Source organism: Streptomyces thermocarboxydus (assembly GCF_024760485.1).
GTDB lineage: Bacteria > Actinomycetota > Actinomycetes > Streptomycetales > Streptomycetaceae > Streptomyces > Streptomyces cellulosae.
On record NZ_CP058273.1, the window covers coordinates 2,621,764 to 2,642,014 of the forward strand.

The following is a 20,251-nucleotide window of genomic DNA, read 5'->3' on the forward strand; positions in this document are numbered from 1 at the left end:
TTCAGGCGGGGTCGACCTCGACGGGCTGCAGCAGCCGCTTGGGCTTCAGCAGGGCCCGGCTGACCGGGTCGGCCGGGTCCCGGCTGAGGTCCGGTCCCGGCACCACCTCGACGTCCGGGACGGGCACGACGGTTCCGCAGGCGGGGCATTCGCCGTACGGGCCGAGCTCGGTGCCGCAGGCGGCGTGCCGGAAGATCCGCAGCTGCCGCTGGGTGAGGTGCTCACGCCCCCACAGCCCGAGGGCGCGCAGGGTGGGCCACAGCGCGATGCCGCGGTCGGTGAGGACGTACTCGTCGCGGGGCGGCGACTCCTGATAGCGGCGCTTCTCGAGGATGCCCTGGGCGGTGAGCGTCTGGAGGCGGGAGGCGAGGACCGCGCGCGGGATGCCGAGGTGGACGAGGAAGTCGTTGTAGCGGCGCACGCCGTAGAACGCGTCCCGGATGACGAGCAGCGTCCAGCGTTCGCCGATGACCTCCAGGGCGCTCGCGATGGAGCACTCTTGCGTCGCGTAGTCCTTGCCCAGTGCCATGCCGTCCACTGTAACCACTTTTCCGATTGTTGGTTCAATGACCGAACCGACTGGTGTTACCGTGGTCAGGTCCCATTGAGTTCAATGAACGAACCTACCTCCTTCCGCCTCTCTCCCTGCCCCTCCCTCCCGATCCGCAGAGGACCCCGACGACATGACCGCCACTCCCGCCACCGCCGCACAGGCGCAGGCCGCCACCGCGCGCGCCGCCGGCCCCGGATCACCTCCGCGCCCCGGCGCGACCCTGGCCCTGACCAGCGCCGCCACGGCCGTGGCGCTGATGACGTACACCGCCCCGATCGTCACGCTGCCCGCGACCGCGGCCGCCCTGCACACCCCGCTGTCCGCCCAGGCGTGGCTGCTCAACGGCACCCCGCTGGGGCTCGCCGCGCTGCTCCTGGTGGCCGGCAGCCTCGCCGACGACTACGGCCGCCGCCGGATCTTCGTCTGGGGCACCCTGGCTCTCGGCATCACCACGGCACTCAGCGCCCTCGCCACGGACACATGGCTGTTCACCCTGACCCGGATCGCGCAGGGCGCGGCCAGCGCGGCCCTGCTGGCGAGCAGTCTCGGCCTGATCGTGCACGCCTTCCCGACGGCCGCCGGACGGCTGAAGGCGACGGGCGTGTGGGGCGCGTTCGTCACCGGGGGCATCGCGGTGGGCCCGTTGCTGGCCGCCGGGATACCGAACTGGCGAGGGGTCTACGGCGTCCTCGGCGCCGCCGCCCTGGTCATCGCCCTCCTCGGAACCCGAGGGCTCACCGAGTCGAAGTCCCCACGCGGCGGCCGCCCCGACTTCGCGGGAGCCGCGACCTTCGGACTGGCCCTGGTCTCCCTGGTGGCGGCCCTCACGCTGGGCCGGGACGGCTGGCTGCGCACGCCGGTGTGGCTGCTGCTGGGCGCGGCGGTCGTCCTCCTCGCCGGCTTCGCGCTGGTGGAGCGGCGCTCGGCGACCCCGATGATCGACCTGTCCCTGCTCCGCCACCGCGGTTTCCTCGCGTCGTCCGCGGGCGGCCTGTTCACGGGACTGTCGGTGATCGGCCTGTTCAGCTTCCTGCCGGCGGTGCTCCAGCGGGTGCTAGGGATGTCCGCGATGCAGACGGCGCTGCTGACCCTGCTGTGGGCGGGGCTCGCGTTCTTCGTCGCGCTGCAGGCCCGCCGTCTGGCCGGACGCGTCCCGCCGCGCGTCCAGCTCGCCATCGGCTTCGCCCTGCACGCCGTCGGCGTCATCACCATGCTCGGCGCGGTCGACGCGGGCTCCACGGCGCGGTTCGTGCCCGGCATGCTGATCGCCGGTGTCGGCAGCGGCCTGCTCAACGCGGCGCTTCCGCTGCTCGCCGTCGAGTCGGTCCCGGCCGCGCGGGCCGCGATGGGCTCCGGCGCGCAGCAGACCCTGCGGTACATCGGCTCGTGCGCCGGCGTCTCCCTCACCATCGCCGTGGCGACGTCGTCGAGCGGCGGCCCGGCGCACGGCACGGACATCGCGATGGTGGTGTCCGTGGTGCTGGCGCTGGTCGCGGCGGTGGCGGTGCTGGCGCTGCGGGAACGGTCGTAGGAGCGCGGCGGGTCGGGGGCGGGCGGGACGTGGACCCCGGCCCTGGACCGGCCGTGGACCGGCACCGGAGGGCCGTGGGGCCCTCACTTCTGTCACCTGTCGGCAGTACGGTGTCCCCCATGCGCCCCGACACGCCTGCCGAAAACGTCGACCACATCAACGAGGCCGCCCGTCTGGAGCGGACCGCCGACCGCTACCCCGAGGACGCCGAGGCCCTGCTGCTGCGGGCCGCCGCGCACCGGGAGCTGGCCGGCGACCGCCCGGCCGCGACGGCGCTCTACGACCGCCTGCTGACCTCGGGCGCGGACCTGGACAACCCGTACCTGGTCCGCGCCCTGAAGGCCTCCAACCTGTGGGAGTACGGCCACGAGGCGGAGGCCCGCGCGATCATCGACGGCATCCGCACGGCGTCCCCGCGCGACCCCGCCCCCTGGGTGATCGTCGCGGAGGCGCTGGAGGCGCACGACGAACTGGAGCAGGCGCACGAGACGTTCACCGAGGCGGTGCGCCTGCTGCTGACCGACGTGGGCGAGCCGCCGCGCGCCACGCATCCGCTGCTGTTCGGCCGCCACCGGGTGCGCAGGATGCTGGGCGCGGCGCACGACGAGTGGGACGCGCTCGCCGACTCGGTGCACTCGCACCCCATCGGCCTGGACGAGCTGCACGACCCGAAGCGCGTGTGGTCGCTGGGCTCGGAGAACCCGGAGGAGCTGGAGGCGGAGATCCTGCGGCTGCGCGCGGAACTGGGCGCGTACCGGGAGGCGCTGTCCCGCCCGTTCCCCGTGGCGGTGCTGCACTGGCCGTCCGACGAGCTGGCGGAGCTGACGGAGGCGTACCCGGACCTCGCCGAGGAGTACCCGTCCTACGAGGCGCACCTCGGGACGATAGAGGCGGCCCTGCGCGAACTGGCCGCCTCCGGCACGCCGAACCTGGGCATCGTGCGCGGCACGGTCCCGTCGTACGAGGCTTTCGCCGCCTCGGAGTTGACGTCCCCCTCGGACGCGTCGCTCCTCCCCCAGTACGCGACGACGCTGGCGGCGCGGGGCCGTGCGGTGGCATGGCCGCCGGAGCGGTCGGAGGCGTGCTGGTGCGGGTCGGGGACGGCGTACGGGGAGTGCCACGGGGTGTAGGCGCGTCTTCGGGTTGCGCGCTTTGCGCTTGGCGCTTTGGGCTGACGCGCGAAGGGGTGCGCCCGGCTACCGGTTTCGTCCGGCGGCCGGGCGCGCTTGCTTCTGCGGCTCGCTGTCGCCGCGTTACTTGGCGAGGAAGGCGAGGAGGGCGTCGGTGACCTCCTGGGCGTGGGTCCAGAGCAGGCCGTGCGGGGCGCCCTCGATCACGACGTAGTCGGCCTGGGGCAGGGCCTGGTGGAAGGGCTCGCCGGTGGCCTCGATGGGCAGGATCCGGTCGGCGGTGCCGTGCAGGATCAGCGCCGGGACGTCGATCTTGGCCAGGTCGGCGCGGAAGTCCGTGGTCCAGGTGGCGACGGCGGCGATGGACGCGTACGGGGAGGACCCGGCGGCCACGTTCCAGCTGTTGCGCAGAGCCTCTTCGCTGATGCGGGTGCCGAGGTTCTCGTCCAGGTTGTAGAAGTCCTGGTAGAACGCGGTGAAGTAGGCGTACCGGTCCGCGGTGACGGCCTTCTCGATGCCCTCGAAGACGGAGCCGTCGACGCCGGTCGGGTTGTCGTCCGTCTTGAGCAGGTACGGCTCGAGCGAGGCGAGGAACGCGGCCTTGGCGACACGCTCCGACCCGTAGGTGCCGAGGTAGCGGCCGACCTCGCCGGTGCCCATGGAGAACCCGACGAGCACCGCGTCACGCAGGTCCAGGGTCTCCATGACGGTGTTCAGGTCGGCGGCGAAGGTGTCGTAGTCGTACCCGGTGGTGGGCTGGCTGGACTGCCCGAACCCGCGCCGGTCGTAGGTGATGACCCGGTAGCCGGCGGCGAGCAGGGCGGCGGTCTGCTTCTCCCAGGAGTGACCGTCGAGCGGGTACCCGTGGATCAGCACGACGGGCTGCCCGGTGCCGTGGTCCTCGTAGTACAGGTCGATGGTGGTGCTGTTCTCCTGGCCGACGGTGATGAACGGCATGGTGTGCCCCTCTCTGAGGTCCGGTGTGCGCTGAGCACTGATGAAGAAGGTAGCGCGCCATTAGATCGTGCGCAACTAGATTGCGCACGATCCATTTGGCTGAGGTGCGCCTGGGACGGGAGGGGTACCGGGGGCGGCGGGGCTACTAGGCGATCGGGCTGGGGGCGGCCGCAGTGGCCCTCCCGTTCACATGGACCTCCGCCCACCCTTCCGACGCCGGCAGAATGCAGGTGTGTCCGGTGTCGTCCCGTCCTCCCCCAACGTCTCCGCCCGCATGAGTCGCCAGAACCGTCGCGACACGGCTCCCGAGGTGGCGGTACGGAGGATCCTGCACGCCGGAGGCCTGCGGTACCGGGTGAACGTGCCCGTACCCGGGATGCCCCGCCGCACGATCGACATCGTCTTCCCCAAGGCCAAGGTCGCCGTGTTCCTCGACGGCTGCTTCTGGCACGGGTGCCCGCAGCACGCGACGAGCCCGAAATCCAACGCGGAGTGGTGGCGAACCAAGCTCGACAAGAACATGGCCCGCGACACCGAGACGACGGAGCATCTGACCCAGGAGGGCTGGACCGTCCTTCGCTTCTGGGAGCACGAACCCGTCGACGACGTGGCATCCCGGATCGCCGCCGCGGTGAGACCGCCACGGGAGACCGACGGCCGCCCCTGATCAGAGGCAGGTTCATCGCATCCCACCCGTTTCATCCGTTATGCGTCCCACGCACGGACGGAGGGATTTGCGAGATCGATTTACTCTGCAACGACCTACACCAATAATGTGTGGGCGATGTGAACGCGGGGGCGTTGATCTGTGTCGCAGCATCATGTCTGCGAACAGGCGAACGGTAAACGACACTGGGGGGCGGTCGACCGCATGACCGACGATTTCGATGCCATGTACGAGACGTTCCAGGCGCTTCTGGAAACGTTTCCCCCTTCGGAGGCCGTGAAGCGGCTCGAACTGCTCGGCGTCGAACAACACGTCATCGAGAAGATCCGTCGGCGCCACGAGGAACGCACGATCCGCATCAAGGAGCTCGAGGAGCCCCACGCGGTGGTGCTGGGCAACCGGGACACCTGGTACACAGGGCCGCAGGCCAAGGACAAGTACTGGCCCGCGATCGTGAAGTTGCTCCGCAAGGACGGCTGGCCCGAGAAGCCCGCCATCCAGGATCTCGACGACTCGTCCACCCGTGTCGTCTCCCTGCTCAACCACCCCAAGGAAAAGGCCTTCTCGACCCGCGGCCTGGTGGTCGGGTACGTGCAGTCCGGCAAGACCACGAATTTCACCTCGGTCATGGCCAAGGCGGCCGACCGCGGCTACAAGCTCTTCATCGTGCTGGCCGGTATCCACAACGGACTCCGCCGCCAGACGCAGGCCCGACTGGTGCAGCAACTCGTCGAGCCCAACCCCTCGATGTGGTCGCAGCTCACGGGCCTGGACAAGGACTTCACGCCCCAGGAAAACCCCGCAGGCTACTTCGGGAAGAGCAACAAGACGCACGTCCTGTGCGTGGTGAAGAAGAACGCGACGGTGCTGCGCAAGCTGTCGCAGTGGCTGGCCAAGGCGTCCGACTACCTGGAGGACTGCCCGGCGCTGATCATCGACGACGAGGCCGACCAGGCGACGGTGGCGACCAAGTCCATCAACCCGCTGATCCTCAGCATCATGAACAGCCTGCCGCGTTCCGCCTACGTCGGTTACACGGCCTCCCCGTTCGCCAACCTGTTGATCGACCCCGCCGCCGAGGACCTGTATCCCCGCGACTTCGTCGTCAACCTGCCCAAGCCCAAGGGCCACTTCGGCACCGAGGTGCTGTTCGGCCGGTACGCCCTGGAGGGCGAGGACAAGGAGGACGTCGACGACGGCCACGACATGATCCGCTCGGTGCCGAAGGACGACGTGCCGTGCGTCCGCCCCGAGACGAAGGCCGACGTCGAGGGCTTCGAGCCCGTGATCACGGACACCCTTGAGCGGGCCATCGACTACTTCTGGCTGGTCACCGCCGCCCGCAGGGTCCGTGGCACCGGTAACCCGCACAACACGATGCTGATCCACACGAGCGTCAACACGGCGGTGCACAACAGTTTCAAGAGGCCGCTGGAACACCTCAGGCGGAGAAGGGCCGAGTCGCTCACCGACGCCGACGTGCTGAGGCGACTGCGCGCACTGTGGGACCAGGAGACCGCTCGCGTCCCCGCCGAGGAGTTCGGCGAGACCAAGGTGCCGTTCGACTCGCTGCTTCCCGAACTGCCTGGCGTCCTCGACAGCTGCCGGGTCATCATGGACAACTCCAGCAGCGAGGACCGCCTGGACTACGAGAACGGACCGGTGGTCGCGATCGCCGTGGGCGGCAACACCCTGTCGCGTGGTCTGACGCTCGAGGGCCTGTCGGTCAGCTACTTCGTGCGGGCGGTCTCCGCCTACGACACGCTCCTGCAGATGGGGCGTTGGTTCGGGTTCCGCAACGGCTACGCCGACCTGCCCCGGATCTGGATGACCGATGAACTGGCCGAGTGGTTCCGCCATCTGGCGACCGTCGAGACCGAGATGCGGCGGGACATCGACGTCTACATGACGGAGTCCGAGACCCCTCTGACCTTCGCGGTCCGGCTGCGCACGCACCCCTCGCTGCGCGTCACGGCAGCCGCCAAGATGCGCTCGGCGGTCACGGCCGCGTCCTCCTACGGCGGCCGGCGCGTGCAGACCCACTACTTCCGCACCGACGCCGAGTGGCTGCGCGGCAACATCGAGGCCGCCCGCAAGCTGGTCGGGGCATCGCTGGCCAATGCCGTACGGGTGGAGGACCGGTCTGCCGAGGGGCGCTACGTGTTCCGCGACGTCCCCTACGACGTGGTGACCGACTTCCTGGCGGAGTACAAGTTTCACGAGAAGTCGCCCGAGAACGACGGCGACCTCATGACCGCGTACATCCGCAAGCGCATCTCTGCGGCCGGGTCCCTGCGCCGCTGGAACGTGGCCGTCGTCGGCAACCCCAAGGGTGAGCCCTTCGAATTCGCGCCGAACGTGGCCGTCGGTCGAAGCGTCCGTGCCCGCCTGGCCGACACGTTGGGTCCCGAGCACGCCGACATCAAGACCCTGATGAGCCGCCGTGACGCCGCGGTCGACCTGTCGGGCGACGTGTCGAAGCTGAAGGAGGAGGAGATCATGCGGGAGCGGAAGGCTCAGCTCCCGGACACCGGCCTCCTGATCCTCTACCCCATCGACAAGACGTCGGCGCCCAATCCGCCCAAGCAGACGCGCCGCCCCCTGAATGCCGAGGAACACGTCATCGGTGTCGGCCTCGTCTTCCCCGAGCCCCGCGACGGGGACAGCACCGTGGAGAAGTACATCTCGGCCGACCTCTCCGGCGTCAGCATCGAGGACGAGGACCTCAGCCTCCTTGAGAGCGAGGAGGCATGAGCGAGCCCGTATGGAACATGCTCGTCGAGGAGCACTGGACCGCGCTGGAGGCGAGGCCCACCACGGGTGAGCACCGCCTCCGCGTGTCCCACCTCCCGGTGACGACGGGCGAGGGACCGATAGCCGCAGCCGTCGACCAGGAAGGCCACCACCACCTCCTGGTGCCGGTGAACAGCCGCACCAAGGTCCGCTCCGGCCTCGACGGCCCGGTGCTGCGCCTGCGCAAGCGCCCGCTGGAGGACGAGGAGACCTACCAGACGTACGCGGACCTGGCCTGTCTCCAGGACGACTTCGAGGACCTGTTCACCAAGCTGTGCGCCGACGTGCTGTCGACTGTGGGCGGGGCGCCCCAGCACCCCCTCAAGGGGCTGTATCGCGTCCTCGATCGTTGGAAGGCGTTGTTCCAGACAAAGGGGCCCGCTCTGGGACCCGAGCAGCTCGCGGGCCTGTTCGGTGAACTCCTCGTCCTCGACCGGCTACTGGAGCGCGATCCAGGTGCCCATCGCCTGTGGGCCGGTCCGAAGGGGCACCGCCACGACTTCTCGACGGGTCTTGAAGCCGTCGAGGTCAAGACGGCGGTGGAACCCTCCGGTCGCAAGCCCCGCATACACGGACTGGACCAGTTGGAGCCTCCGAAGGACGGCAGTCTTCACCTGGTGTGGGTCGCGCTGCACCGGATGACGGCGTCGGGGGGCGGCACCGGCTTCGTCGAGCTGGTCGAGCGCACGCTGCGACACTGCGACGACGAGAGCGCCCTGCTCGGTCTGCTGTCCGAGGCCGGCTACCGCCACTTCGAGGCCGACCGCTACCGGGATGTCCGTTTCGCCGTCGGGGAGGAGACGTGGTTCCACGTCCTCCCCGAGTTCCCCGGACTGACCGGCGGCGCGCTCGCCGCGGTCGGCCTGCCGGTCTCCGTGCTGGACGTCGAATACACCATCGACCTCACGGGCGAGGTCCCCGGCACGCTGACGCCCGACGAGGTGTCGCGTGTCGTCGAGCGCATCACTCAGGAGTCCGACTGATGGAAGTCGCGTGGTACTCCCAGCCCTACCCGCCCGAGGGGGCCAGCGCCGCCGAGGGCATTCGCAACCAGCTGGGGCGTCCGGAGCTCGACCTGTTGACCATCCTGGTCCGTGAGTCGGCGCAGAACAGTTGGGACGCCCGCCTGTCCGACTCCTCCACTCCGGTCGACTACGGCATCGACATGTGGACGGTCGCCCCCGCGCATGCCGGAGCCTGGCGGACGCTCCTCCCGGCCGGAGCCCCCACGAACCCCGATCACTTCCCGCTGCGCACCACGCTGAGGCATCCCGTCATCCGTGTGCTCGCCGTCTCCGACCGCGGAACGCGTGGCCTGGGAGGCCCGACGCGCGCCAACGACGCGGTCGGTGCGGACCGGGACTTCGTGTCGTTCATCCGCAACATCGGAGAGCCCCGGGACAGGGCCCTGGGCGGCGGCACGTACGGCTTCGGCAAGGGCATCTTCTACCTGCTCTCCAAGTCCGGCTCCGTACTGGTGCATTCCCGCTGCCGCACCCCTGGCGGGGATTACGAGACCCGTCTCATCGGGTGCACGCTCTGGAAGAGTTACGTGGCCACCGAACGCGGAGGAGAGCGTCGTTACACGGGCCGCCACTGGTGGGGCGACACCTCCGGCGACGTGGTGGAGCCCCTCGTGGGCACGGCGGCCGACGCCGTCGCCCAGCGGTTGGGTCTGCGGCCGTTCGGCCCGCGGGAGACCGGGACGACCGTGGTCGTGATCGACCCCAATCTCGATGAGTTCGAGCAGCCGACGGACGCGGCCGACTACCTGGCCGAGACGATCGCCTGGCACCTCTGGCCCAAGATGATCTCTACGGACGGCAAGCCTCCCGCGATGCGCTTCTCCGTCACCTGCGACGGCGTCCCGTACGAGGTGCCGGACCCTCGCAGCACGCCTCCGCTGCACATGTTCGTCAAGGCGTACGAGAGGATGAAGGGCGAGCAGGGCCGTGACCTCGCATGTCGTAACCCGAAAAAGCACCTGGGGCGGCTCGGCCTGGACAAGCGCATCATGCCGGCCCTCGAACGGTCCCGTGCCAAGGAGCTCCTCGGCATCGAGGACGTCGTTCATCACGTGTGTCTGATGCGCCCCGCCGAGCTCGTCGTCACCTATCGTCCGGGCCCCAAGCCACCCAGCATCCATCAGGGATACGCGGGCGTCTTCCGGGCCGACGAGTCCATGGACGAGGTCTACGCCAAGGCCGAACCGCCCACCCACGACGCCTGGAACTCCCAGTCGTTGGAGCGGCCGGAAAGCACGTACGTCCACACCACGTTCACCCGCATCGGTGAGGCGCTGAACGGGTTGCTGTCCCTCAACGGGAACGCCGGTCAGGGCGCCAGCAGCGTGGCCCTGGGTGCCGCCAGCTCGTACTTCTCCGGCCTCGTGGGCGGAGCATGGGGCATCGGCGGAGCCACCGACTACTCGAAGCCGGGAAGCACCGTGACCCGGTCGACCGACGTCGACGACGACACCGGCGGACGGGGGCGGAACACGAAAAAGGGCAAGGCCACCGGTGGGGCGAGCGCTGGCCGTGGGGACGGCGAAGGCGCAGGTGCTCCGCACGGTGGTGGTGAATCCACGCTCCGACGCCGCCCTCGGGTGCAGTACGTCGGCGACCCCTACTACGAGGACCACGGGGAGAGCACCCTGCTGGTGCAGGAGTTCCGCATGCCGGTGGCCGGTCCGCAGCGCGTCCGGAGCGACCTCGCGGTCACCTTGCCTGGAATCGGTGGACGCGAGACGGACCCGCCCCTGGGAGCGAGCATGCCCGTGCTCGTGGGTTGGCAGGACGCCTCGGGGCGCGTGCACGAAGGCGACCCCTGTGTCGTCGAGGGGGGCGACGCCCTGTGGCGCGCGCTCGTCCGTCCCGCCCCCGACACGATGACCGAGATCGGCATCAAGGTGGAGGCGGTGAAGGAGTCGTGAGCCGCCGCGTTCTTCCTTACCGCGTTCCGACGGAGGACGTCGTCTCGGCCGAGTCCTGGCGACTCGTCGTCGATGACGGCGAGGTGCCGTTGCCGGAGGCCATGCCGGACTGGGACTACCAACTGGACCTGCTGTTGCGTCGGACCGTTAGCGTCGACCTCGAACGCGCGCGGCGTCAATCGGGGCTGCCCGACGACGCACCGATGGTGCTGTCGGCGGTCTGGACGGCGACCGGTTCGAACCTGAGCGGTCCGGCCCAGCAGATCCCGATGCCGGCGGACGCCACCGGCGTCGCCGAGTTCGACTTCCGGTTGCGGGGCGCAGATCTGGGGGGTCTGCTCCTGCTGGACACGGCACTGCTGCTCGCCGAACGAAGGGTCGACGCACGCCCCTCCACACCCCGCAGGGCGGGATCGGTCCTGTGGAGCGACCGGCAGACCCTGCGGCTCCAGGGTGACGCGCCGCAGTTCCCCATGGCCGTCATCGACTTCGCACGGACGTCGTTCCCCGACGACGCCGCCTGGCACCTGCAAATCAGCGGCGGCCTCGACAGCGCGACCATGGGCTCCCTGCTGCTCCTCGTCAACGAACGCAACAGCGCCACTGCGAACGCGTTCCAGAAGGCGTCGAAACCCGGACCTGTGGACCGGATCGTGCTGTCCGCCGTCTACGCCGACGCGGCGCGCATCATGGTCGAGCACGCCTTGAACCAGGACGACTTCACCGAGGAGACCGACTTCCCCGAGGGATCACTGGGCGCCACCCTTTTGAACCTCGTGGAACAGCTCTTCCCCGGACAGTCGATCACCGACATCCGACTGCGCCGACAGCAGTCCCCCGCCTTGTTCGCCTCCGACCTGCAGGCGGCAGTGAAGATTTTCAAGGTGTAGACATGGGCTTCCTCTATCCTCGGCTGCTCGCAGACCAGGCGAAGCCGCTGTTCCACGAGTACCGCGAGCTGACCGTCACCGAGCTGACCGCCCGCGTCGGTGTGACGCACGAATCCGCCGTCTACGTGGCGACGGGAGGGGACCGGGTCCCCGAGTCACGTCTGAAGGAACTACGCGAAGGCGTCCTCGACCTCGCGAGACGGGCGGGCTTCCCCGACGACTCGGATCGTGCGCGCAACGCCGAGTTCGACCTGGCGTTGGCCGCGTTCCTCCACTCCGAAACGGGCATGGTGCCGGCGGAGGCCGCCGCCCGGGACGTCTGGGCGTTCCTCGCCCTGGTCCTCATGCCGGACGTCGCCTTCTGGCGCTACCCGAAACCGCCGGGGGACCGCGTCCTCGGCTCAGACCTGACGCGTCACGTCTACGGACGGCTCTGGTGGCGGGCCCAGTTGGTACGGGCTCCCGAGCACCCGGAGCCGTATCACGCGCTTCACATCCTGGGCGAGGCTGCGTTCGACCAGATCTACGCCCGCCGTGCCGCGCTGGGCGGAAGCCCTCATCTGGTGCGTGCCATCCTGCGGGTCTGGAAAGAGCTGGACCTGAACGGGCTGAACGAGCGTGACACGCTCCGGGACTTCCTGAAGCGTCTGCTCCGACTCGCCCCCTTCGTGCTGTTCGACGGCATCGGCGAGAGAGCCTTGGACGACGAGTTGCGTGCCGTGGCTCAGGAGTCCATCACTGCTCAGCGAGGCGACTCGTCGACCGGCCCCGCCTCCGCCCCCTCGATCCCCACACAGCAGATCGGCGAGGCCAGGACGTCCACCCCCGTCGAGGCCGCCCCGCAGCCCGCGCTCGCACAGGAGCCGGCCGACCGCCGCTTCACGTCGGTGGAGATTTGCGCGGGGGCCGGAGGCCAGGCCTTGGGGCTCGAGGCCGCCGGCTTCGACCCGGTCGTACTGATCGACAGCAAGTCCGACGCCTGTTCCACCCTCATCCGGAACCGCCCCCAGTGGCAGACCATCTGCATCGATCTGGCGGAGTTCCAGCCTGACGAACGCCCCGACGTGATGAACGTCGATCTGCTCAGCGGTGGACTACCCCGCGTAAAGTCGGTGGCGACCCTTTCCCGTCCCGAGGACGCCGAGGAGCGCCGGGTTCTGCGTGTGGCGATCGATCTGGCGTGGAGAATCGGACCGCGCGCCGTCCTCTTCGAGAACGTGCCCGAACTCGTCGAAGGACAGGAATTCGAGTCGGACCGGTACTGGATCGAAACCACACTGGCCCAAATCGGACTGCGGTGCAGTTGGAAGGTGCTGAACGCCGCCGACTTCGGCGTACCACAGAATCGGAGGAGCGGTTTCCTCGTCGCGATGCGCGAGCCATGGTTCGGTGCCTTCTCATGGCCCGAGCCGATCGGATCCGAGGCACCGAGTGTGGGTCAGGTCCTCGGGCCTTCGATGGCGTCCGGCGGCTGGTCGGGCGCCGAGACGTGGGCCAGGAACGCGGACCGGATCGCCCCGGCGCTCGTCGGCGGCTCGGACCGGCGCGGTGGAGCCGACCTCGGTCCCACGGGCAGCAAGAAGGCTTGGGCGACGCTCGGAGTGAACGGCAACAGCCTGGGCGACGAGCCGCCCGGCGCCGACTTCTCCCCGGAGGAGATGCCCAAGTTGACCGTGGAGCAGGCCGCCCTCATCCAGTCCTTCCCCACCCAGTGGACCTTCGTCGGCGGCAAGACCTCCCGCTACCGCCAGATCGGCCACGCCATGCCCCCGCCCCTCGCGACTGCTGTGGGCCGCAGCGTCGCGGCGGCTCTCCGCAGCTAGGATCCATCCATGCGCACGCCCCGTCCGGACACCCCCAAGCCCATCACCGTCGTTGATCTTTTCAGCGGCTGCGGGGGTTTCACGCAGGGCTTCCACGAGTTCCGCCCGGCACACGCCGGCGACACCGGGCCCGTCTTCCACAGCGTCGCCGCGGTGGAGCACAACGAGGCCGCCGCTGCCACGTACGCGGTCAACTTCGGCAAGCTCCGCCCCGATGAGCAGCTCCCGCCGGCTCACGTGCACGTCGGTGACATCGAGGTGTGGCAGCCCACTCCCGAGGCCCTCGGGGCGGAGGTCGTGGTGGGAGGGCCACCGTGTCAGGGATTCTCGGCTCTGAACCGCGCGAAGAAGGGCAGCGAGCGTAATCGCCTGTGGGAGGACTACGTACGCATCGTCGCCGAAGTGCGCCCCAAGGTCTTCGTCATCGAGAACGTCGACCGCTTCGTCAGGTCGGACGAGTTCAGGAGCCTGCTCCGGGAGGTCGGGCCCGGCGGCAAGCTGGCCGACTACCGCCTCGTGGACCCTCCGGGACACCAGCCGACCGACGACGCCGAGACCAGGGCGAAGCGGTATCTCCTGAACTCGGCCGACTACGGGGCGCGTCAGGCGCGGCGCCGGGCCATCGTCATCGGTGTCCGGAAGGACGCGGACACCGGACACGCCATGTCCTACCCGGAACGGACCCACGTACGGCGACCGAAGCGCCCTGTGGCTGACGCCGCCGCGTCCCTGCTGGACGGTATCGAGACCTCCGTCTCGTACTGGAACACGGTGGACGAGGTCTTCGCCGAGTCCGCCCGTCGTGAGCTGCGTGGCACGGAACTCCCCGAGGGCACGGAACTCGTTCCGGAGATCAACGCCGAGAAGCCCGGGATCTTCACGACGGAGGACCTGCACTTCCGCCGGAATCCTGTGCTGCTGTCCCGGGCCCGCTATCGCGCCATTCCGCCGGGAGGCAACCGCAAGGATCTCCGGGGCAAGTACTTCGTGCAGGACGATTCGGGGGAAATCCTCATCCTCACGGAGGAAGAAGCCGCGGCGTACGAAGATCCCCAGTACCTGTCCACGAAGAGCTGGGACAGCCATAATTCCGGCACCGGCGACGTCATGGGACGACTCCGCCGCGGTGAGCCCTCGGTCACCATCAGGACCGAGTTCTACAAGCCGGAGAAGGGCCGCTACCTGCACCCCGAGTTGAATCGGCCCATCACCCACTTCGAGGCCGCGCGCATTCAGGGCTTCCCTGTCGACTTCCGCTGGTGCGGGACCAAGACGGAAATCGCCACGCAGATCGGGAACGCGGTGCCGATTCCCCTCGGCAAGGCGATAGCGTCCGCCGTCTACGCGTTCCTGCGAGGTTGACCGACCGCGTCTTGGGTGTCCGCGTTGAGGGCGACAAAGGAAGCCGCACCTTCGAGGCGGCTCTGCGCACAGTCCAGCGCCCGGTCCACGTCACCACCGTGGGCGCGGAGCCGAAAAAGGAGGTCGGTGACCATGTCGATCACGGACTCCTCCTCGACCCGCCGCCGCACCCGCCCGGACTCGCGGTCGTACGAGCACGCCGGCGGCTTCAAGGTCACGTAGACGTCCAGCAGGGCATCGGCGCGTTCCACCGACGGCTCCCCTTCCGGGGCGGCCGATGCCGCCACCGCGAACTCGCACCACGTCACCTTGTGGTCGTCGTGCACCTGCACGCCCCAGCGGTCGGCCAGCGCGGCGACGAGCGCCATCCCCCGTCCACCCTCCGCGTCGATCTCCGCGTCCACGAGGGTGGGCAGCGCCCGCGTGTCCGGGTCGTGCACCTCGACGCGCAGGCGCTCCCCGTCCGTCGACAGCGCGAGCGAGCCCGGAGTACCGGTGCCGACATGCGTGACGATGTTGGAGACGAGCTCGCTCACGCAGAGCTGTGCCGTGTCGACCTGGTCGTCGAGGCCCCATGCCGTCAGGTGGATCCGTACGGCGCTGCGCAGGTGGGTGACTTCCTCGGGTTGTGCGGTGAAGGCCACGTCCCACGACCTTCGCGTCACCCGGTGTCCCTGGATCACGGCGTCTTCTCCCATCACGTGCGTACGCGACTGTCCCGGAGCGTGACCGTCGATAACTCTCCGTCGCTCCATGACTCCAGAATGGGTCGATCCCATCCCGTCGTGCAATGTGCACGACGGGATTCCCACTTCCGTGTGATTGGCACGCGGCGCTCTTGGCAGCAGACTGAACTCTCGCTACGGACTGAACGGTTGAGGGGAACGTCATGGCCGGTTCACCGACGGCACGCCGTCGGCGTCTGTCGATCGAGCTGAAGAAGCTCCGGGAGAACAGCGCACTGACCTGCGCGCAGGTCGGCCAGGCGTTGGACTGGAGTGGCTCCAAGGTCAACCGCATGGAGACCGGCAGCGGGCGGGTCCAGCCCTCGGACGTCGACGCCCTGTGCCGCTTCTACGGCACCAGCGACGAACTGCGCGAGTTCCTCAAGTCCCTGGCGCGCGAAGCGAAGACGCGCGGGTGGTGGCAGGTGCACGGGGCGGGTGTGCCCGAGTGGTTCAACATCTACATCGGTCTGGAACAGGACGCGTCGACGCTGCGCCAGTACCAGTGCGAGGTGTTGCCGGGCCTGATGCAGACCGAGGCGTACGCCCGCGAACTCCACACGACCGGCGCCCACATGTCGGCCGAGGACATCGACCGGGCCGTACGCGTACGACTCGAACGGCAGGCGATGCTGACGCGTCCCGACGCTCCCGAGGCGTGGTTCGTCGTGAACGAGGGGGCCGTGCGCAACGTCATCGGGGACCGGGAGGTCATGCGGGAGCAGCTCGAACGGATCCTGGAGACGACCGAACTGCCCGGTGTGACCTTGCAGGTACTGCCCTTCGACTCGGGCACGTACCCCGCGACGGGCTCCTTCACCATGCTCGGATTCCCGGCTCCGGAGGACCCCGACCTGGTGTACCGGGACGGCATCACGGACGCCGTGTACCTGGAGGGCGAGCATCATGTCCGTGAGTACACGCGGGCTTTCGACGGCCTGCGTGCGGCGGCCCTCAGCCCTCAACGGTCCGCCCGGCTCATCCAGTCCGTCGTGAAGGAGTACTCGAAGTGACCACCGCCGCGCCGACCGACCGCGCACTCGTCTGGCACACGTCCTCGTACAGCAACGGCGCGGGCGGTGAGTGCGTGGAGTGCGCGATCACCTCGACGCGCGCCCATGTGCGGGACACCAAGAAGGTCGACGGGCCTGTGGTGACCGTGGCGGGGTCCGCGTGGAGCGTATTTCTGCAGGTGCTCAAGAGCGAGTGAACGCAGCGCCTTCCCCCAGGGCGCCGGCGTTCGGGCGTAGGGAGCGGCCTACCCCCCTGCCCCCTTCCACTCCCCCGCCAACAGCCCCAACACCACCTCATCCATGAACTCCCCCAGCACCCACGCAGACGACCGCAGCACCCCCTCGCGGACGAAGCCGTTGCGTTCCGCGGCGCGGAGCATGCCCTCGTTGTCCGCGAGGGTCTCGATCTGGAGGCGTTGCAGGCCGCGCACGGCGAAGCCGTAGTAGCAGAGGGTCGCGACGACGTCCGTGCCGTAGCCCTTGCCGCGGGCGGCGGGGAGCAGGCCGATGCCGATGTGGGCGTTGCGGCTGTGGGTGTCGATGCCCCACAGGTTCGCCGTGCCGATGAGGGTGCCGCCCTCCAGCTCCACCACGGAGAAGGACGCCAGGTTCTCCGGTGGGTCGTCGAAGGCGAGCTGCGGGCTGTTCGCCGTGACCGGGCGCCACGGGCCGCCCTCGGCACGCGCGGCGTTGACCACGTCGTTGTAGAGCTCGGCCCGCAGCACCGGTATGTCGTCCTCGTGCCGCGCCCGCAGGCCCACCCTGGTTCCCTTCAGCATGCGGCCCTTCCTATCCCCGCGCGCCGGCCGGCCGCAATCGATTAAGAGGCGCCGTACGCGCGCCGGTTCCCGCTCGTCACGGGCCGGGCGGACCCGGGGGGCCCCGGGACCACCGCACCGGGTCCGGGGCCGGCGGGCCCGGCCTCCGTGCCCGCCCCGGGCGGCGCCTCCCTCACTCGGCGCGGCCGGTGAACGCCACCGTCGCGCCGAGGCCGATCATGGCCAGGCCGCCGGTGCCGCCGATCGCCGCCGTCCTGCGCGGCGACCGGCCCAGCCAGTCCCGCGCGGTGGCGGCGCCCAGGCCCCAGATGCCGTCCGACAGCAGCTGCAACAGGGCGCCCGCCAGGCCGAGTACGAGCATCTGCGCGGTCGCGTGACCGGCCTCGCGGTCGACGAACTGGGGCAGTACGGCGGTGAGGAAGACGACGCTCTTCGGGTTGGTCACCCCGACCCAGAAGCCCGCCCGGACCGAACCGGCCGTCCCGTCATCGGCCATGGCGTCCGCCGGCCGCCCGGCCACGTCCCGGCCCCGCCAACTCGCGTGCACCGCCCTCACACCGAGCACGATCAGGTAGGCGGCGCCGAGGAGCTTGATCGTGTGGAACAGCACCGCCGACCGCTCGACCAGGCTCCCCACGCCCAGCGCGACGGCCACGACCAGGACGTATCCCCCGAGCGCGTTGCCCAGTACGGACGCGAGGGCGGTCGCCCGGCCGTGGGCGAGGGCGCGCCCGACGACGAACAGCACGCTCGGGCCGGGGACGGCGGACAGCAGCAGGGACATCGCGCAGAAGGCGAGCAGGTGGTGGGCGTCGACCATGCGCCGATCCTCCCGGGCACCCGGCACCACCCACCAGACGGACTTTCGGCCTAGGCCTTCCCTTGATGGTTCTGCGCTTCGACGCCGACCGGTACGACGCCGAAGTGGCCCGCACGGAGGCCGAGAGGGCTTCGGACGTCCTGCGGTGCCACTTCTGACCGGCACCAGTCGGTGACATGTCCGGACGCGGACGCGAGCGGGCGGCCGCAGGCCGCCGTACAGGCACACGCGTACGCACCCGTCCGGACTCCCCCGTGGACGGGTGCGCACACGGACGTTCCGGGGCGGGCGTCACCCTCCCCGCCCCGGAACGGCGCTCAGGCGAGGGCCAGCCGCGCCTGAGCCGACTTCGTGCCGTTGAACGTGTAGCTGAACTGTTCCCGGACGCCCGAGCTGCAGGCCTTCGGCGCCTTGTAGGCGCCGTTGCCGGCGTTGATGCGGACGACGGCGCACTTGCCGTCCATGCGCGTGTCCTCGAGCCAGCCGGACACGGTAACGGAGTTGCCCGAACAGCGCAGGGACCAGCCGGCCTTCGCGCCGTCGATCTTCGGGGACGCCGAGGACGGGCAGGTGGCCGCGCTCGCCGGGCCCGCGGCGGCGCCGAAGGCGATGCCGCCGGCGAGGACGACGGTCGACAGCGCGGACATGACGGTCTTGCGGAAAGCGGACATGGAGGTACCCCTTCGGGTGGAGAGACATCAGGAAACGCACCGGCTGTACGCACCGGACGGGTCGCCCGCCGACGTGGACGGGCCGGTCCCGTCGGTCTGGGAGCGCCGGGTGCCGTGATCAGACTGCCCCGGCGAAAGGGGTGCCGGAAGCCGATTCCGGGGGTCTGCACAGGCGCATCCATGCATGCTCCAGGCATTCGGCCGGGAACCTCACTGACCTGCGGTTATGACCACACCGCACGAGAGGTGCGCTTCATGCGGCACACTGCCGACGGCCTGCATGCGGTCCACGGCCGCGGATGTCGCACGCGGACGGCAGGCTCGTCGGCTCACGCCGGTGTGGAGGGCGTCGGACTCGTCGGCTCCTGGTAGGCGGGGGCGCCGCCCGGCGGGCGCTGGTGCACCAGCAGGGCCAGCCAGGTGTCGACGTCCGCCTTGCCGGTGGGCCGCAGGCGGTGGAGGTCCTGGAAGTACTTCAGGTCCTTGGCCGTCGCCGCGGTGAACTGCCCCGACACCTCCGTGCCGCCCTGCCCCGTGTTGTGCAGCAGCTCCTGCAGCGCCCGGACCGCGTGCCCGTCGTCGCCGCGTCCGACGGGCACCACCAGTTCGGGCCAGGTGTCCTCCCCGACCTTGCCGTCGGACGACAGACGGTGGGCGCGCTGGAACTCCATGACGGCGTCCTCGGTCTCCTGCGTGAAGAAGCCGTCCGGCCTCACCTCGTGGCCGTGCGCGTTCAACAGGTGCTCGAGGGCACGGCCCACGGTGTACCAGTCCTGCTCCCGTTTCTTCAGCAGCGGCCAGGGCTCTCGCTCCAGCGGCGCGCCGCTCGCCGCGAGGGCCCCGGCCGCCGCGCCGTCCTCGACGGCCCCCCGGCCCGGGCCGAACTGGTCCCGTACGACCGCCCCGGCGGCGAAGGCCACCACCATCACCGCCGCCACCAGCACCGGCCTGGCCCACGCCATCCGTCCCGGCCGGCCCGAGGTGTCGCGTCCGCCCGTGTCGCCGGTGGCGTCGGGGGAGTCACCGGGGCGCGGGCTGTCGCCTCCGGGCGCGGGGCCGCTGGTCTCCCGCAGTACGGCCCGGCACAGCTCCCGTGCCCGCTCCAACTCCGCCGCCGGCGCCCGCAGGTGGGCGTGCAGCGCCTCGACCACCCGCAGCGGAGCGGTCGACGTGTGCTTCGGGTTGAGGTAGCGGGACAGCGTCGTCTGGTCGACGCCCAGCTTCGAGGCCAGCGCCTGCTGCGTGGGCCGGGTGCCGCCGGACGCGCTCCCCGCCTCCTCCCACCAGCGACGCAGCAGCCGTGACAGTTGCTCCCCCGGCGGCAGTTGTCCCCGGTCCCGCGCTTCCGGCTCGTACGCCATGTGTCTCTCCCCGTCGTCTCACAGAACGGCCGGGCGTCCACGCTGCCGCATCGCCGCATAGCAGCAGGTCAAACCGCATGCACGGCGGTGAACGCGGATGCATCGGCCCACAGCAGCGCAGATCGTAGTGACGCCCGACGGCCGGTCCGGCCCCTCCGGTCCGGGCCGTCGACACGCTCCGTACGGACGCGGACGGGACACACCCTTGTGATCAAACGGGCCGGACTGCTCGGCGGCGCAGCGC

Annotated in this window: 18 protein-coding genes; 11 read left to right on the top strand and 7 right to left on the bottom strand. The window is 70.0% G+C overall.

Annotation, left to right across the window (positions count from 1 at the left end):
* Window position 1: 1 nt before the first annotated feature.
* Window positions 2-529 carry a winged helix-turn-helix transcriptional regulator gene (locus AY578_RS12085; protein WP_251143144.1) on the bottom strand — a complete coding sequence of 176 codons (528 nt, stop codon included), beginning with the start codon at window positions 527-529 and terminating at the stop codon, window positions 2-4.
* 154 nt (window positions 530-683) lie between these two features.
* Between AY578_RS12085 and AY578_RS12090 the strand changes: the two genes are divergently transcribed.
* Both AY578_RS12090 and AY578_RS12095 read left to right on the top strand, forming a co-directional pair.
* Window positions 684-2,084 (top strand): MFS transporter, encoded by a 1,401-nt coding sequence (locus AY578_RS12090; RefSeq protein WP_019525123.1) that lies wholly within the window; start codon window positions 684-686, stop codon window positions 2,082-2,084.
* Between the two features lie 119 nt (window positions 2,085-2,203).
* Window positions 2,204-3,214, top strand: coding sequence for an SEC-C domain-containing protein (locus AY578_RS12095; protein ID WP_019525122.1), 1,011 nt, complete (start codon window positions 2,204-2,206; stop codon window positions 3,212-3,214).
* 123 nt (window positions 3,215-3,337) lie between these two features.
* Here the strand turns inward: AY578_RS12095 and AY578_RS12100 are convergent, their stop codons facing one another.
* Entirely contained in the window at window positions 3,338-4,171 is an 834-nt protein-coding gene (locus AY578_RS12100; RefSeq protein ID WP_019525121.1) for an alpha/beta fold hydrolase, read from the bottom strand.
* A gap of 274 nt (window positions 4,172-4,445) precedes the next feature.
* Between AY578_RS12100 and AY578_RS12105 the strand changes: the two genes are divergently transcribed.
* From AY578_RS12105 to AY578_RS12140, 7 genes are all read left to right on the top strand, one after another.
* On the top strand, window positions 4,446-4,838 hold the full coding sequence (locus tag AY578_RS12105) for a very short patch repair endonuclease (protein ID WP_028959183.1): 393 nt from the start codon (window positions 4,446-4,448) through the stop codon (window positions 4,836-4,838).
* A gap of 204 nt (window positions 4,839-5,042) precedes the next feature.
* Complete coding sequence (locus AY578_RS12110; RefSeq protein WP_028959182.1) at window positions 5,043-7,592, top strand: Z1 domain-containing protein; 2,550 nt, start codon at window positions 5,043-5,045, stop codon at window positions 7,590-7,592.
* Complete coding sequence (locus AY578_RS12115) at window positions 7,589-8,614, top strand: PD-(D/E)XK motif protein (protein ID WP_161107383.1); 1,026 nt, start codon at window positions 7,589-7,591, stop codon at window positions 8,612-8,614. Before AY578_RS12110 ends, AY578_RS12115 begins: the two co-directional genes overlap by 4 nt.
* Window positions 8,614-10,563, top strand: coding sequence for a hypothetical protein (locus AY578_RS12120; protein WP_258902351.1), 1,950 nt, complete (start codon window positions 8,614-8,616; stop codon window positions 10,561-10,563). Before AY578_RS12115 ends, AY578_RS12120 begins: the two co-directional genes overlap by 1 nt.
* Window positions 10,560-11,453 (top strand): hypothetical protein, encoded by an 894-nt coding sequence (locus AY578_RS12125; protein WP_199781920.1) that lies wholly within the window; start codon window positions 10,560-10,562, stop codon window positions 11,451-11,453. Before AY578_RS12120 ends, AY578_RS12125 begins: the two co-directional genes overlap by 4 nt.
* A gap of 2 nt (window positions 11,454-11,455) precedes the next feature.
* On the top strand, window positions 11,456-13,276 hold the full coding sequence (locus AY578_RS33840; protein WP_337590558.1) for a DNA cytosine methyltransferase: 1,821 nt from the start codon (window positions 11,456-11,458) through the stop codon (window positions 13,274-13,276).
* Window positions 13,277-13,285: 9 nt separating this feature from the next.
* Window positions 13,286-14,638, top strand: coding sequence for a DNA cytosine methyltransferase (locus AY578_RS12140; protein WP_161107381.1), 1,353 nt, complete (start codon window positions 13,286-13,288; stop codon window positions 14,636-14,638).
* On the opposite strand, the gene AY578_RS12145 is transcribed toward AY578_RS12140, so the two are convergent.
* Window positions 14,617-15,282 (bottom strand): ATP-binding protein, encoded by a 666-nt coding sequence (locus tag AY578_RS12145; RefSeq protein ID WP_258902353.1) that lies wholly within the window; start codon window positions 15,280-15,282, stop codon window positions 14,617-14,619. The genes AY578_RS12140 and AY578_RS12145 overlap by 22 nt on opposite strands.
* A 245-nt stretch (window positions 15,283-15,527) precedes the next feature.
* Between AY578_RS12145 and AY578_RS12150 the strand changes: the two genes are divergently transcribed.
* Together AY578_RS12150 and AY578_RS12155 are read left to right on the top strand one after the other, a co-directional pair.
* Complete coding sequence (locus AY578_RS12150; protein ID WP_028959176.1) at window positions 15,528-16,376, top strand: helix-turn-helix domain-containing protein; 849 nt, start codon at window positions 15,528-15,530, stop codon at window positions 16,374-16,376.
* A complete protein-coding gene (locus tag AY578_RS12155; RefSeq protein ID WP_028959175.1) occupies window positions 16,373-16,573 on the top strand; it encodes a DUF397 domain-containing protein in 201 nt (66 codons plus the stop codon). The genes AY578_RS12150 and AY578_RS12155 overlap by 4 nt, the downstream gene beginning before the upstream one ends.
* Window positions 16,574-16,621: 48 nt before the next feature.
* Here the strand turns inward: AY578_RS12155 and AY578_RS12160 are convergent, their stop codons facing one another.
* From AY578_RS12160 to AY578_RS12175, 4 genes are all read right to left on the bottom strand, one after another.
* Window positions 16,622-17,155: a GNAT family N-acetyltransferase gene (locus tag AY578_RS12160; RefSeq protein ID WP_136238551.1), complete on the bottom strand. Its 534-nt coding sequence runs from the start codon at window positions 17,153-17,155 to the stop codon at window positions 16,622-16,624.
* 172 nt (window positions 17,156-17,327) lie between these two features.
* Window positions 17,328-17,975: a LysE family translocator gene (locus tag AY578_RS12165; RefSeq protein WP_161231570.1), complete on the bottom strand. Its 648-nt coding sequence runs from the start codon at window positions 17,973-17,975 to the stop codon at window positions 17,328-17,330.
* Between the two features lie 317 nt (window positions 17,976-18,292).
* On the bottom strand, window positions 18,293-18,646 hold the full coding sequence (locus AY578_RS12170) for a hypothetical protein (RefSeq protein WP_019525111.1): 354 nt from the start codon (window positions 18,644-18,646) through the stop codon (window positions 18,293-18,295).
* 329 nt (window positions 18,647-18,975) lie between these two features.
* The gene (locus AY578_RS12175; protein WP_258902354.1) at window positions 18,976-20,007 is read right to left on the bottom strand and encodes a peptidoglycan-binding protein; all 1,032 of its coding nucleotides are present in this window, start codon (window positions 20,005-20,007) and stop codon (window positions 18,976-18,978) included.
* Window positions 20,008-20,251: the final 244 nt, after the last annotated feature.

What these genes read in the sequence shown, in the direction of transcription:
- AY578_RS12175 (WP_258902354.1), bottom strand. Translation starts at nt 20,007, where the DNA reads ATGGCGTACGAGCCGGAAGCGCGGGACCGGGGACAACTGCCGCCGGGG.
- AY578_RS12090 (WP_019525123.1), top strand. Translation starts at nt 684, where the DNA reads ATGACCGCCACTCCCGCCACCGCCGCACAGGCGCAGGCCGCCACCGCG.
- AY578_RS12105 (WP_028959183.1), top strand. Translation starts at nt 4,446, where the DNA reads ATGAGTCGCCAGAACCGTCGCGACACGGCTCCCGAGGTGGCGGTACGG.
- AY578_RS12120 (WP_258902351.1), top strand. Translation starts at nt 8,614, where the DNA reads ATGGAAGTCGCGTGGTACTCCCAGCCCTACCCGCCCGAGGGGGCCAGC.
- AY578_RS12100 (WP_019525121.1), bottom strand. Translation starts at nt 4,171, where the DNA reads ATGCCGTTCATCACCGTCGGCCAGGAGAACAGCACCACCATCGACCTG.
- AY578_RS12085 (WP_251143144.1), bottom strand. Translation starts at nt 529, where the DNA reads ATGGCACTGGGCAAGGACTACGCGACGCAAGAGTGCTCCATCGCGAGC.
- AY578_RS33840 (WP_337590558.1), top strand. Translation starts at nt 11,456, where the DNA reads ATGGGCTTCCTCTATCCTCGGCTGCTCGCAGACCAGGCGAAGCCGCTG.
- AY578_RS12160 (WP_136238551.1), bottom strand. Translation starts at nt 17,155, where the DNA reads ATGCTGAAGGGAACCAGGGTGGGCCTGCGGGCGCGGCACGAGGACGAC.
- AY578_RS12140 (WP_161107381.1), top strand. Translation starts at nt 13,286, where the DNA reads ATGCGCACGCCCCGTCCGGACACCCCCAAGCCCATCACCGTCGTTGAT.
- AY578_RS12115 (WP_161107383.1), top strand. Translation starts at nt 7,589, where the DNA reads ATGAGCGAGCCCGTATGGAACATGCTCGTCGAGGAGCACTGGACCGCG.
- AY578_RS12150 (WP_028959176.1), top strand. Translation starts at nt 15,528, where the DNA reads ATGGCCGGTTCACCGACGGCACGCCGTCGGCGTCTGTCGATCGAGCTG.
- AY578_RS12095 (WP_019525122.1), top strand. Translation starts at nt 2,204, where the DNA reads ATGCGCCCCGACACGCCTGCCGAAAACGTCGACCACATCAACGAGGCC.
- AY578_RS12110 (WP_028959182.1), top strand. Translation starts at nt 5,043, where the DNA reads ATGACCGACGATTTCGATGCCATGTACGAGACGTTCCAGGCGCTTCTG.
- AY578_RS12165 (WP_161231570.1), bottom strand. Translation starts at nt 17,975, where the DNA reads ATGGTCGACGCCCACCACCTGCTCGCCTTCTGCGCGATGTCCCTGCTG.
- AY578_RS12170 (WP_019525111.1), bottom strand. Translation starts at nt 18,646, where the DNA reads ATGTCCGCTTTCCGCAAGACCGTCATGTCCGCGCTGTCGACCGTCGTC.